The organism is Undibacterium sp. KW1 (assembly GCF_009937955.1).
Lineage (GTDB): Bacteria > Pseudomonadota > Gammaproteobacteria > Burkholderiales > Burkholderiaceae_D > Undibacterium.
Map to the genome: position 1 here is coordinate 41,470 of NZ_AP018439.1, position 12,398 is coordinate 53,867.

12 protein-coding genes and 2 pseudogenes are annotated in these 12,398 nt (G+C 53.8%); 5 read left to right on the top strand and 9 right to left on the bottom strand.

Translation table 11 applies throughout. The features are described from left to right. Positions 1–45 precede the first annotated feature (45 nt). From rsmB to UNDKW_RS00230, 4 genes and pseudogenes are all read right to left on the bottom strand, one after another. Positions 46–1,512, bottom strand: a complete 1,467-nt coding sequence (gene rsmB, locus UNDKW_RS00215; RefSeq protein ID WP_162057093.1) for a 16S rRNA (cytosine(967)-C(5))-methyltransferase RsmB — start codon at positions 1,510–1,512, stop codon at positions 46–48. Between the two features lie 217 nt (positions 1,513–1,729). Further along, positions 1,730–2,613: pseudogene (locus UNDKW_RS31015) on the bottom strand (lysophospholipase). 4 nt (positions 2,614–2,617) lie between these two features. Beyond that, positions 2,618–2,962, bottom strand: coding sequence for a DUF1840 domain-containing protein (locus tag UNDKW_RS00225; protein ID WP_162039206.1), 345 nt, complete (start codon positions 2,960–2,962; stop codon positions 2,618–2,620). Positions 2,963–3,097: 135 nt separating this feature from the next. Next, a complete protein-coding gene (locus tag UNDKW_RS00230; protein ID WP_162057094.1) occupies positions 3,098–3,601 on the bottom strand; it encodes a hypothetical protein in 504 nt (167 codons plus the stop codon). Between UNDKW_RS00230 and UNDKW_RS00235 the strand changes: the two genes are divergently transcribed. Genes UNDKW_RS00235 through UNDKW_RS00245 form a run of 3 tightly spaced genes read left to right on the top strand, consistent with a single transcriptional unit; the run spans position 3,600 to position 4,722 of the window. After that, the gene (locus UNDKW_RS00235; protein WP_162057095.1) at positions 3,600–3,827 is read left to right on the top strand and encodes a hypothetical protein; all 228 of its coding nucleotides are present in this window, start codon (positions 3,600–3,602) and stop codon (positions 3,825–3,827) included. The genes UNDKW_RS00230 and UNDKW_RS00235 overlap by 2 nt on opposite strands. 51 nt (positions 3,828–3,878) lie before the next feature. Next, positions 3,879–4,217 (top strand): hypothetical protein, encoded by a 339-nt coding sequence (locus tag UNDKW_RS00240; RefSeq protein WP_162057096.1) that lies wholly within the window; start codon positions 3,879–3,881, stop codon positions 4,215–4,217. Between the two features lie 10 nt (positions 4,218–4,227). Beyond that, the gene (locus UNDKW_RS00245) at positions 4,228–4,722 is read left to right on the top strand and encodes a GNAT family N-acetyltransferase (protein WP_162057097.1); all 495 of its coding nucleotides are present in this window, start codon (positions 4,228–4,230) and stop codon (positions 4,720–4,722) included. A gap of 85 nt (positions 4,723–4,807) precedes the next feature. Here UNDKW_RS00245 and UNDKW_RS00250 read toward each other — a convergent pair whose 3' ends face one another. Beyond that, on the bottom strand, positions 4,808–5,068 hold the full coding sequence (locus UNDKW_RS00250; RefSeq protein ID WP_197740961.1) for a DUF1161 domain-containing protein: 261 nt from the start codon (positions 5,066–5,068) through the stop codon (positions 4,808–4,810). Positions 5,069–5,467: 399 nt separating this feature from the next. Here UNDKW_RS00250 and UNDKW_RS00255 point away from each other — a divergent pair, with 399 nt between their 5' ends. Both UNDKW_RS00255 and UNDKW_RS00260 read left to right on the top strand, forming a co-directional pair. Beyond that, positions 5,468–7,372 carry a PAS domain S-box protein gene (locus UNDKW_RS00255; protein WP_162057098.1) on the top strand — a complete coding sequence of 635 codons (1,905 nt, stop codon included), beginning with the start codon at positions 5,468–5,470 and terminating at the stop codon, positions 7,370–7,372. Further along, positions 7,360–7,728, top strand: coding sequence for an ATP-binding protein (locus UNDKW_RS00260; protein WP_162057099.1), 369 nt, complete (start codon positions 7,360–7,362; stop codon positions 7,726–7,728). Before UNDKW_RS00255 ends, UNDKW_RS00260 begins: the two co-directional genes overlap by 13 nt. On the opposite strand, the gene UNDKW_RS00265 is transcribed toward UNDKW_RS00260, so the two are convergent. The 4 genes and pseudogenes from UNDKW_RS00265 to UNDKW_RS00280 form a co-directional block, all read right to left on the bottom strand. Next, complete coding sequence (locus tag UNDKW_RS00265) at positions 7,700–8,902, bottom strand: DUF1501 domain-containing protein (protein ID WP_162057100.1); 1,203 nt, start codon at positions 8,900–8,902, stop codon at positions 7,700–7,702. The genes UNDKW_RS00260 and UNDKW_RS00265 overlap by 29 nt on opposite strands. A gap of 19 nt (positions 8,903–8,921) precedes the next feature. After that, positions 8,922–10,637 carry a DUF1800 domain-containing protein gene (locus UNDKW_RS00270; protein WP_162057101.1) on the bottom strand — a complete coding sequence of 572 codons (1,716 nt, stop codon included), beginning with the start codon at positions 10,635–10,637 and terminating at the stop codon, positions 8,922–8,924. 204 nt (positions 10,638–10,841) lie between these two features. Then, positions 10,842–11,585: a DUF2076 domain-containing protein gene (locus UNDKW_RS00275; RefSeq protein WP_162057102.1), complete on the bottom strand. Its 744-nt coding sequence runs from the start codon at positions 11,583–11,585 to the stop codon at positions 10,842–10,844. Positions 11,586–11,665: 80 nt separating this feature from the next. Next, positions 11,666–12,349 (bottom strand): annotated as a pseudogene (locus tag UNDKW_RS00280) (ATP-binding protein); the annotation flags it as partial. Positions 12,350–12,398: the final 49 nt, after the last annotated feature.

The window sequence follows — 12,398 nt, forward strand, 5'->3', positions numbered from 1 at the left end:
GGAAACAAAAGTCTGCTAATGATAGCTTGAACTTGTTGGCATTCGTTAATTTTGCAGTGGTTTTTGAAACAATGCATAGAACAAACCATCATGTTCGTTGTTGCTTTCGGACGTATTGCCCATGCTGGGCAGTAATTGGCCTGGTGCATCCAGGCGTTCAGCCCCGTTGCGGGTGGCAAAGGCGGCGGCCTGGGCTTCGGATTCCAGTGGCCAGATTGAGCAGGTGACCATCAGCATCTTGCCGCCCGGTTTCAGCATGCGCCACAGATTGTCAAGGATGCGGGCGGACAGGGCCGCCAACTGGGCAGCATCGGTCTTGCGACGCAGCCAGCGGCTGTCCGGGTGACGCCTGACCACGCCAGAGGCCGTACAAGGCACGTCAGCCAGGATGCGGTCATACGGCTGGCTATCCCACCAGTTATTACGGGTGGCATCGCCTTCCTTGATGGTCGCAAACAGTTTCAGGCGCGCCAGGTTTTCATGGATGCGCTGGATACGGGCCGGGTCGGTATCGACGGCGGTCAGTTCAATATCGGCCAGTTCCAGCAAGTGACCAGTTTTGCCACCGGGGGCCGCACAGGCGTCGAGCACCCGCATACCTGCGTGCACATCCAGCAAAGGTGCAGCCAGTTGCGCTGCGGCATCCTGCACGGACACCACGCCAGCTTCAAAGCCAGGAATGTTCAATACCGGCATGGGACGGTCAAGGCGTACGGCAAACGGGCCTATCTGGCTGGCACCAATTTGCTGGCTGGCCAGCAATTCCAGATAAGCAGCGACCGTACTGGCACGCTGGTTGACCCGCAAAGTCAAAGGCGGGGCATGGTTGCCACAGCTTAAAATCGCTTGCCAGTCTTGCGGGTAGGCTGCCTTGCACTGATCCACCCACCATTGCGGGTAATTCCAGGCCGCTGCCGGTTGCTTCATGACCAGCTTCAGTAACTCATCTTTTTCACGCAGGTAGCGGCGCAGCACGGCATTCACCATGCCCTTGGCAAATACCATGTGCGGGCTGGAGGTGGCGGCGTTCACTGCCTGATCCACCACCACAAATTCTTCATACGCTTTCTCTTCATCGCCTTCGTTGCCCACCAGCAAGGTCAGGGCGCAGCACAGCAGGCTATACAACAAGGCCGGTTCCGGCGTCTTGTTGGTCATGATTTTCAGCAAGGCATCAACCCGGCCCACCTGGCGCATGGTACGGTAGGCAATATCCTGTATTGCGCCACGGGCTTGCGGCAAGGGGTTGGTTTGCGTAAATACCCTCGTCAATGCCTGTGGCAGCGCCGTACCTTCCAGCACATAGGCCACTGCCTGTGCTGCACCGACCAGGCTGAAAGCCAGCGAATCTGTCTTGACTTCTACCGTCTCAAATTCGACCTGGGGCTTATTGCTGTCGCGCGATGTACTACCTGCGCGCGCAGTACTGTCATTCGCATTGTCACTCGCTGCATTTGTGCTGCGGGCAGGTTTGGCTGGTCGGCCCAGAGTTTTTCTTGGTTGATCTTGCATATTTTTATTGGATGGATTCGCAATACTGCTATAAATTGCCTTTGTGGCAATTTAACATAAATTCGCACGCCAGCACATTCTGCCCATAAAATTGGCAGGCCGGATCATGGCGAAAGGGCGCTAGTGTAACAGCCTTGCTGCCTTAATCTGTTTTCTTCGGGGCGAAACCATGCCTGGCTGGTTTCCAATTCCCTGTTCACCATCAGATAAACTGCGTTCAGGCGGCTTTTTGTATCAGTTCCAAAGGGGTAAATTGCTGGAGTTCCAGCCAGGTGCGCAAGTCGTCGAATACCTGGGTGGCATCGAGCTCATTAAATATCTCGTGATAGAAACCGGCGTAAAAATACTCTTTGAACCGGGATGCATCCAGTTTTTCCAGAAAGCGCCTGCTGCCGGCAGGATCGACCAGGTGATCATCCTCTGCCACCATCATCAGCAGGGGGATGCTTAATTCAGCAGCATGGGCATGGCAATAGTCCATGGCCTGCAACATGCTGGTCAGCAGGCGTGCACTCAGGCGTGTATGTACCAGGGGATCATTTTGATAGGCGAGTACCACTTCGCCATCATGGGATAAATAGCGGGTTTGCAAGCCGTTTGGCAAGCCAACGCCGGGGATCAGGCTGGAAGCCACTTTCAGCAAGCCATGTTGCAGGCTGGACATGCGTATTGCCAGCGCGGGGAAGATAAAATCAGGGCACGCAAGGGGCTCAGTTGCTCCAGTGCGTAGCGGGCAGCGAACAGGCCACCCATGCTGTGTCCTAACAGGATGGGCGGGCCAGCCAGAGACTGGCTAAAGTCGCTGATGACCATCTGGGCATCACGCAGCAGACACATGGAGTCCGGTACGTCACCGCTGCCACCATCAGACTGGCCATGACCACGGTGATCATAAGTACGTACGACAAAACCCAGGGTATTGAAAAACCTGGCGACATGGGCATAGCGGCCACAGTGTTCGCCCAGGCCGTGCATGATGACCACCCCTTGCCGGGGTTGCTCCATGAGCGCTTCCGCGAGTGGCCAGTCACGCACAAAAATCGCCTTGCCGTCGGCGCTGCTGAGTTCGAATTCCCTGGTATTTTCTACGTGGGAAGTCATGGCTTTATACGCCCCACATGACTTCACGCTGCATCTTGTTGGCGGCGTGCAGCATCTCAAGCACAGGGAAGGCCCTGGTGGCAAAGCTCACGGGTTCTGGAGCTTCATGCTCATTATCATCACCATTTTCATTGTGATGGGCATTCACATCGCGGCTCACTTCTTCAGAAATGGAATGTGCCTTGCTTTCGGCAACGGCAGCTTCTATCTTTTCTATTGCCTGAGGCAACTCTGGAGGTGTAATGATGCCGCGTTCTACATCCTTGTGCAAAAGATCCAGGATGCGACGCGCATGTTCTTTGTACATGGTGATTTCTGTAGCAGCTTTGGATTTAAACGTGATCAGCATGGGCGTTTCCCTTTTTTTCTAGGACATGTGGAGATAATGCGGCCAAACACCTGCATTGCGCTAGCGGCACTGGGCTGGCTGCGCGTCCTTATATAATAATCCCAAATCAGCGGCTTGTCGTTTCAGATTGTTGCTTCAGTTGGATTTGAAAGACGTCATATAGGTGTCGATGACATCCTGTTTCATGTCTTTTTGCTGACCAAGCATGATAATTTGATATACCCAGGGGCCACGTACCAGAAAACGCCCCACCATCGTGACAGGCTGGCCACTGCGCAGTTTGCCGTGCACTTGAAGCATGTCTGCACTCAGGCTTTTGGTGGTTTCCGGAGTTCCCTGAATGTTGTTGATCATGCCTTTTTTCATGGCTTCCATGATCAGGCCTGCCTTGCCGGCATCCTCCGCTTTGGTACTGCCAACGGCAAAACTGATGCCGCCGACTTCACCGGCCAGCATATCCATTTTCACTTTGATGCCTTCGAGCTGCATGTCCTTACTGTCACTCAGGGGTTTGCCCGGCATCAGGATGGAAAAAGGCGCATTGCTGCCGCGCGCATCGCGCCAGTCAAATTTAGGGCTGCAGGCATTCAACAGTAACAGACTGGCAAGCATCAAGGCACAACGGAGTACAGGTTTCATGGAGATCAAATCAATAAGATTGCAGGAAGACATTCATGTTTATGGCTTTCTTGCCGTCAATAACATGTCTCAAGTGCTACATGATAATTCCTTTGTACCGATTGCGCCTGTTTTTGCAAATAACGGCGGTCTCCGCAAATTGACAGGTGTTTTCCTCTCTGTCTTCAGCAACAAGCCATTCTGCGCAGGTATGCAGTGGGGTATCATGACAACTGCGCATAGATAAGTCTGGGCAGGTAGGGCCGGGTATGTTTTCATTTCATTTTTTGGTGTTGTGATGTCACTTTTCAAGTTCTCCGGGATTTTTTTGCTGATGCTGACATCGCTGACGGCTTGCGACCGCCTGGGTTTGCCTGACCCCGCGAAAGAAGCAGCGGCCCGCGAATCAGATGCCCGTGCCACCGGCAGCGCCTGCCGCCATGCCGGCCGCGCCATAGAAGACTGTTATGCCCTGAACCCTGATGCTGCCCGTTCAGCCGTATATGCCGGATGGAAGGAAATGAACGACTATATGCGGGAAAACAAGATCGATGTCGTTAAGCCCGAACTGGCGAAATCAGAAGCTCCCAACGCCGAAGAAAGCAGCGCCTCCGCCAGTGCCAAGGCATCAAAATAGAGAACATAGGATGTTGGTACGCACCATGCAGCCAGCCGACCTGGCAGCTGTCTATCATATACAGACCCAGGCTTATGTAGCCGACATGGTGGAAGCCCCTGCATTACTGGCCAGCCGCCTGGCGGCAGCACCAGCTTGCGCCTGGGTGGCTGAGCTTGGCAATCAGGTAGTCGCTTACCTTGCAGCCTATCCTTCACGCTTTGGGAAGATTTCTGCCCTGGGACAGGAATTCCAGCCCGCCCAGCCAGCCAATGCGCTCTACCTGCATGATATGGCTGTCGCAACAGAGCAGGCAGGGCAGGGGGTGGCCCGTGCCATACTGGCAAGCGCACTGGAATATGCAGCTGCGCAAGGCTGGCAATATGCCTGCCTGGTCTCCGTACAAAGTACCCGGTCTTACTGGCAAAAACTCGGATTCATAGCCCAGACTGACCTGGATGAAGAACAACAGGCAAAGCTCGACAGCTATGTGGGGCCTGCCTTTTATATGGTCAGGGCCTTGTAAAGCCGCAATGGGAAAAAGCGGATTTGCCAGCCAGGGTGGCTGGGCAAATCCGCTTTGCAGGCCTGGTTGTGATGAGTTCTAGCGGTTATTCTTCTGCCTTGCTGCCAGACTTTTCTTTTTTGTAGATAATTTTCTTTTTGCCACCTTCGCAGGTGCCGACCACGCGATGCTTGGTTTCAGTGTCTTTGGATACCACCTGCAGACTGTAATTGCTGACTCCTTTGCCCTCCAGCTTTGCTGCCACCTTGTCTTTGATTACTTCGCAAGAAGTGACTTCGGCCCAGGCCGGGGCGCTGCCGAGCAACAAACTGATGACCAGACCTTTGATCCAAACGCTTTTTCTCATTTTGCTTGCTCCCTCTCCAAGTTTTTATGCAATACCCGGGCAAGCCATCGTTGGCATGTATCCAGGTACATTCTTAAAACCGTAACATTTCCCGGATATTTTTAACAGGAATAAATAGTTACTTCATAGAAAGCGTGGTAAATCGTCTGCATATTTGCTGCCGACTGATAAAGTTCCGGTGTTGCAAGGTGTATTTCATCAACATGGTAGCAAGCCCTGATAGTCATGTTTGTGTATATTCTTGTCGATATAAAAACTATCAGTCACTGTTGAGTACCGGAATAGAATATATTTACATTACAGTATTATTTGAAAATCAAAATTTCATCACTTCAATATTTCAGGCAACATACGGGCCTATCAACTTGCCAGACTTGAGCACAAGGATCAGCTTTGAGCGTGACCGGACGACATGAATTGAAGCCAGCGGGATTGCCTACCAGCCGTTTAGCCATTGCGCTGGCGGCCAGTCTGGTGCTAGCCATTATCGTTGGTGCAGCGACTGCCATCTGGATGTTGCGCTTACAGGAAATCGGCAAATGGGAAAAGCAGACTGAAACCTTCAGTGTCGTGCTGGCAGAAACCGTTAGCCAGCAGATGGATTTTGCCTATACCGCACTCGACAGCATCGCCGAGCGCATCCAGGACCGCTGGAGCGTCAGCGCTGAATATCTGTCAGGCAAATTATCAACTCACGATTTTCACCAGTTCCTGCGTGAAAAAGCAGCATTGTCGCCCGCCGTTGAGGTTATCTCCGTGCTTGATGTTGATGGCAATGTCATTAATACTTCGCGCAATTTCCCCGCCCCTACCTATAGCCTTGCAGACCGCGATTACTTCATCGCCCAGCGTGACAATCCTGTGCAAGGCATCTTCCTGAGTTCTTCGGTACGCAGCAAGACCACCGGCAAATGGATGTTTTTCCTCAGCCACAGGCTGACAGGCAGTGATGGTGAATTCATCGGTGTCGTCATCCTCGGCATGTCACCCTCGTTTTACTCGCAGTTTTATGAAAAACTCAGTGCTGACGGCCATGCTTCCGTAGGTCTGCTGAGGAATGACTTTACTTATCTGGCGCGCTGGCCTGAACGTGGTGAAGTCATGGGCATGCGCAACCTGACCGGTAGTACCTATGAACTGGTGCATGAAAAAAACAAGAAATCAGGTGTGCTGATCACCAATAACCCGCGGATGTCAGAAGGTGGCAAAGCTGTGACACGGATGGCGGCCATACAGTCACTGGAAAAATATCCGCTGATCATCAATTTTTCTGTTGATGAAGACTTGTACCTGGCTGACTGGCGCAAGATCAGTACTGGCATCGTCATCGTCGCCATGAGTGGCATCCTGGCTATCGTCGCCGCTTTCAGCGTGCTGGTGAATTTGCTGGAAAGACGCGAGCAAGACCTGGTCGTGACAACAGAACTCAAGCAGCAGGCTGAGGTCATCAACCGCAACCAGGCCCACTTGCTGAAAAACCTGACCGAACAGCAAATTGCCCTCAAAGATTCATCTGACCGCCTGCAAGCCATCTTCCAGAATGCGGCAGATGGCATCATCATGATCGATCATACCGGCAAGATAGAAGCGCTGAATCCGGCTGCGGTGGCGATCTATGGTCATCCGGCCAATGAAGTGGTGGGCAAGAATGGCAAGTTCTTTTCTCCACCCGGCCAGCCTGATTTGCTGGGTCTGGCCATGAGCCGCCGCGAATTCCTGGAAACCGGCTGCCTGCGTACCGAGGCTGAACGAATGCGCAAGGACGGCAGCCTGTTCCCGGCAGAGCTGGCGATCACCGAGTATTACCATGCGGGCAGACGCAAACTGATCGTCATCGTCAGAGACATTTCCGAACGCCGCAAGATGGAGCGCATGAAGAGCGAATTCATCTCCACCGTCAGCCATGAATTGCGCACACCGCTGACCGCCATACGCGGGTCGCTGGGACTTATCATGGGTGGTGCCATGGGGGCTGTGCCTGACAAAATCTCTGCCCTGATGGGTATGGCGCACAAGAATAGCGAGAGCCTGACGCGGCTCATCAATGATTTACTCGATATCCAGAAAATTGAAGCCGGCAAGATGGACTTCGTCTTTGAATGTCTGCCCTTGCAAAACCTGCTGCAAACAGCGATCAGCAATAACCAGGCTTTTGCCCAAAGCATGAATACTGAAATCGTACTTGGCAGCCAACTGGAGCAAGCCATGGTGATGGTGGATACCGGGCGTTTTCAGCAAGTCATGGCCAATCTCTTGTCGAATGCCTGCAAGTATTCACCCGAGGGGCTGTGGTGCAGGTACTGAGCATGGCCAGGGACGACAATCTCATCCGTATCGAGGTGATAGACCAGGGGGCAGGCATACCCGAGAACTTCCGCGACCGCCTGTTCCAGAAATTCTCCCAGGCAGATTCTTCAGACACCCGCGCCAAGGGAGGCACTGGCCTTGGCCTGGCCATATCCCAGGCCATCATACGGCAAATGCATGGCGACATAGGTTATTACATGGCGCAGGATGCCGGCCATGACACTGTGCAGCCAGGTGGCGAAGGCCAGGATATCTTGCATACTGGCACACATTTTTATATAGACCTGCCCCTGCATACAGAAGGCAATGGCGGGCTGAAATTACCTACGCCAAACCCAGATCCCTTGCCTTGACACCGGCAAATACCTGATCAAGCTGGTTTGCGTTCAAGCCATAGATGCGGCCAAACAAGCCACCCAGCACGGCACGGTATTCGTTGAGCACAGGGTAATCACGGTTCTGGAACAACTTGCCAGCTTCCAGCGCGATCTGTTCACCGGCGACCTGCCCACCCTTGATGCCGCCGCCCAATACCCAATACACGCTGCCATGGCCATGGTCGGTACCATGCTTGCCGTTTTCACGAAAGGTACGGCCAAACTCACTGATAACCACTACCGTGGTATTGCGCCAGTTGTCGCCCATTTCCTTGCGATAAGCTGCCAGGCCGCGACCCAGTTCTTCAAACTTGACCGCCAGGGTGCCGCTTGAACCACCCTGGTTGACATGGGTATCCCAGCCACCGACATCAATAAAGCCTAGCGCATATTTTTCGCGCATGAGTCTGGCTATTCTTTGTGCTTCCAGCTCAAGACCCTTGGTCGAAATCGCATTGCGGTTGGCGCTGTTCATTTCTTCCTGCATTTCACGGGCGACTTCATCCCGCATGGCAAAACCATCCCTGACTGCCTGCGAGAGGCTGGTGTCGGCATACATTTGCAGGATCAGGTCGCGCTGGCGCTGATCAATATTATTCTTGCTGACATTGCGCAGCGCCGTATTGGCAATATGGGCGCTACCCTGCATGGCCAGTGGCAACTGGTCAGTGAAGGACATGGCGGTCATCTTGCCATTATTGCCCAGCACCTTGGCCAGCCGGTTCATGAAGCCGGAATGGAAATTCCTGCTGCCATTCAAGGGCTGGCCCATTTCTATGCTGTCCTGGGTTTCAAAATGGCTGCGCGTCAGGTCCTCGGTACCGGCAAAAGGGATGAAGGCAGCTTCACCCTGCTGGAACATAGTGTAAATCGTCTCGCGCAAGGCCGGGTGCAGGCCCCAGTCAGCATTCAGGGCGAGGGCTGCATCCGGTGTTGAACCTGGTCTGGCAATCGCGATATTGGGTCGTGATTCATAATAAAAATTGCTTGATGTCGGTATCAGCAGGTTACTGGCATCATAGCCACCGCGCAAAAAGACCAGCAGCAGGCGGTTTTGTGTGGCGGGCGCAGCCATGACCTGGCTGGATATGCCCAGCATGGCAGTCGATGGCAGCAAGGCCAGTGCTTTCAATAAGTCTCGGCGTTTCATGTCTGTTTCTCCGTGAGAATTAGCGGCGCATCATTTCAGGTGAGGCGAGGAACAAGGCATTCCACTCCTGCGGCGTACTTGCCTGGCTCAATGCAGTTTGCGTGGCAGGGCTGAATTGCTTGCTCCAGTTTTTTACATAGCCCGATGTTGCCAGTGCCGGTGGCGGTGGCTTAGGTGCAGCTGGCGCCGCAGGTGTTGCTGCCTGCGCTGTTACTGGTACTGCTGGTACTGCAGGTGCTGGTGACATTACCGGGGCTTGCATGCCACTTGCGGCAACTGGTGGTGCCATCGATGCTGCTGGCATGGCTGCCGCCGCTGTAGCAGATGGCGCTGGCGTATCGACTTTGAACAAACCAGGGTTGCCATTCGCGAGTGACCTGGCAATATCAAAGCGCACTGTCATCTGACCCGAGCTGGCCCAGGCGCTTTCATCAAGTGCGTAACCATCCGGTGTCTGCCGGCCGTTCAGTTGCTGGCCCATCATATTCAGCCAGTTCAGCATGGGGCCGGTATTGACGATGGTATTGCCGTCATAGGCGAGGCGTACCGAGGCCAGCATATAGTGCATCGGGTCCTTGAATTTCTTGCCCAGCGAGGCGACGAATTCCTGGCTGTCAAACATGGTACGCAGGGTCGCCGGGATATCGCCGTCAGTTTGCAGGAAGCGCTGTGCCATCTTCTCTACCAGGTCTTTTGATGGGTTGTCTGCCACAAAGAACTGCGCGAGTTTCTGGCTCACATAACGCGCCGTTGCCGGTTGCCTGGACAACATCAGCAAGACATCATCAAGTTCGGCAATGCCGCGCCCCTTGATGGTTTGCCCGAGGATTTGCTTGTCACCAAAATCATGGCGTTGCGGCTGGAATTCAAACATGCCTTTCCTGACATACAGCTTTTCCTGTTCAGGCTTCATGCGTGGTGCATCCTTGTTCAGGCTGACACCAACACCGGTGAGTACTCTGGCCAGTTCCTGCACATCTTTCTGGCTGTAGCCACCATTGACACCCATGGTGTGCAATTCCATCAATTCACGCGCATAGTTTTCATTGATGCGGTTGACGGCATTGTATTCATTGTCCAGATAACGCAGCATGGCCGGATGCATGACCGTGGCACGCAGCAAGTCACGGAAGTTGCCAAGGGCATTCGGGCGTATTGCCTGTTCTTCAAAGTCACCGAGCATCGCACGTATATTGTGCTTGCCGCTATGGATATTGAAATGGTTCATCCAGAACCAGCTCATCTGTTCCTGCAACTGATTGGAAGAGTAAATGTCACGCAGCAGGGCGCGGTTGGCAGCTTCCCTGGCCAGGCGCGTCATTTCCTGCTGGTATTCCTTGCGCAGCGTGTCGTCCGTACCTTTTTGCTGTTCTGAGGCGACCCGGCGTGCTTCGAGGTCACGCATGGTATCCATGAAAGGCTGGCGTGAAATGGTCATCGCATTGATCTGTGCCTGTATCGCAGCAGGCAGGGTGGCATTGCGCCCGCGCAACTGTTGGTCAAGGTAACGGTCCGGTCCCACGGCCTGCATGGCCTGCAATGTGGATGGATTGCTACCCCAGCTCAGACGGTTCAACAAGGCTTCTGGTGCCACTGCGGCTTTACTCAGCGTGTTGCCTACCGGCGGCAATTTGCTGTTATCCGTTGCCTGTTGCTGGGAGGTGGTGCTACAGGCGCTCAGCAAGACCAGCACGCTGGCGGCCAGGGCATGTTGCAAATTAAGTCGGGTCGTCATTTCGCTCTGCCTTTTCCGTTGACATCCATCTATAACGCATCAATCGATAAACCGTGATACGCAGTATATGTATATTTACCCACATTTTCGTAACGCGCTGTAACAAAAATGCAGTCTGCCAACAGAATGGGAAGGGCTACAGGCTTTCCTTGATGAAAAGCAAACCTGTTTGCATGCGGCGCTTACAATTTGACCACCCGAGGATCAGGCCAGATCCAGGTCATCACCATCAAAATAATTGTCATCCGCAAATCCAGACTCTGAAGGAGTAGCATCAGCCAGAGGAGATGCGTGGGCAGTGCCGTCAGTATTAGTGGCGCTGGTGTTGCTAGGATTGCTGGTATTGCCTGTATCAAAATAACCGGGGATCAGATCACCACCACCCTGGTTGAGTTGCGCAGCGGCATTGTCAGTGCTGGCCGCATGTTGCTGGCCACCCATCAAATGCCCTATGCCCTGGAATAGAAAGGCACCCGCAGCAACACCTGCCGCAGTGGCTGCCACCGTACCCAGTACATTGCCAGCGCCACCACCAAAAAAGCCTGACGCCGGTGCCGCCACAGGCGCTGCTGCATTCATATAACTTGCCGGGAGAGGCGGTGGCAATACTTGCCCACTGACGCTGTAGCTGGCCGCAGTCTGGGCACGGCTGCTGGCACTGTTGCCCCAGCCTGTCGTAGCCGGGTCAAGGAAGTTGCCTGCCGGTGCCGGGTTTCTTTGCGCCTGCACATCACGCAACTGGGTTTGCAGGCTGGCAATTTGCTGGTTGGCATTGGACAAAGCCTGATCCAGCAACAAGGCGCGCTGTACCAGCAGATAATGTGCATCTGGCTGCTTGCTGACGGCCTCATTGATCATCGCCAGCGCCTGCGCATCTTTATTGCTGTCTTGCACTTTCACCAATTGGTCGAGAAAGTTCTGTAAAACCTGGATTTCCTGCGGGGACATGATCAACTCCTGTTGAGAGATACATTAATGCTGTCCCCTATCTGGTCATGGCATTGATAATTTCAATGCCGTGGCCGGCTTTACTGATCCCGGAGTGCCCGCCGGTACTGGATAGCCTCGGCTACATGTGGCGTGGCGATATGGGCTGAACCAGCCAGGTCGGCTATGGTGCGGGCGACTTTCAAGACGCGGTGATAGGCACGGGCTGACCAGTTGAGCTTGGTCATGGCATTGCGCAAGAGCTGCCCGGCTTGCGCATCCGGTTGGCAGTGCAGGTCAATTTCTGTGGTTGATAACAGGTTATTCGCCTTGCCCTGGCGCTGTTGTTGTCGCTCAAAAGCAGTTTCTACCCGCGCATGTATGCTGGCACTGGCCTCGCCATCGGCCTGCTTGAGCAAGTCCGCATGCGGAAGTGCGCCAACTTGTATCTGCATGTCTATGCGGTCCAGCAAAGGGCCGGATATCCTGTCCTGGTAGCGGGCGATGATGTCAGGCGTGCAGCGGCATTTGCCATTGCTGTGCCCGAAGTAGCCGCAAGGACAAGGGTTCATAGCTGCTATTAATTGAAAGCGTGCCGGGAAATCAGCCTGACGCGCCGCGCGTGAGATGGTAATGTGACCAGATTCCAGCGGTTCACGTAAAACTTCCAGCACTTTTCTATCGAATTCCGGGAGTTCGTCGAGGAAGAGCACTCCCCTGTGAGCCAGGGAAATTTCACCTGGCCTTGGTGTTCCACCTCTGTAATATACTCCAATTAATGCGACACTCTGAACCATAAATCAATGGGTTAGCTAGCATTTTCATGCAATTATT

Bases quoted from the DNA above. Each gene is read 5' to 3' on its own strand.
- rsmB (WP_162057093.1), bottom strand. From the start codon at position 1,512: ATGCAAGATCAACCAAGAAAAACTCTGGGCCGACCAGCCAAACCTGCC.
- UNDKW_RS00250 (WP_197740961.1), bottom strand. From the start codon at position 5,068: ATGAGAAAAAGCGTTTGGATCAAAGGTCTGGTCATCAGTTTGTTGCTC.
- UNDKW_RS00275 (WP_162057102.1), bottom strand. From the start codon at position 11,585: ATGTCCCCGCAGGAAATCCAGGTTTTACAGAACTTTCTCGACCAATTG.
- UNDKW_RS00245 (WP_162057097.1), top strand. From the start codon at position 4,228: ATGTTGGTACGCACCATGCAGCCAGCCGACCTGGCAGCTGTCTATCAT.
- UNDKW_RS00240 (WP_162057096.1), top strand. From the start codon at position 3,879: ATGTCACTTTTCAAGTTCTCCGGGATTTTTTTGCTGATGCTGACATCG.
- UNDKW_RS00230 (WP_162057094.1), bottom strand. From the start codon at position 3,601: ATGAAACCTGTACTCCGTTGTGCCTTGATGCTTGCCAGTCTGTTACTG.
- UNDKW_RS00270 (WP_162057101.1), bottom strand. From the start codon at position 10,637: ATGACGACCCGACTTAATTTGCAACATGCCCTGGCCGCCAGCGTGCTG.
- UNDKW_RS00225 (WP_162039206.1), bottom strand. From the start codon at position 2,962: ATGCTGATCACGTTTAAATCCAAAGCTGCTACAGAAATCACCATGTAC.
- UNDKW_RS00235 (WP_162057095.1), top strand. From the start codon at position 3,600: ATGGAGATCAAATCAATAAGATTGCAGGAAGACATTCATGTTTATGGC.
- UNDKW_RS00265 (WP_162057100.1), bottom strand. From the start codon at position 8,902: ATGAAACGCCGAGACTTATTGAAAGCACTGGCCTTGCTGCCATCGACT.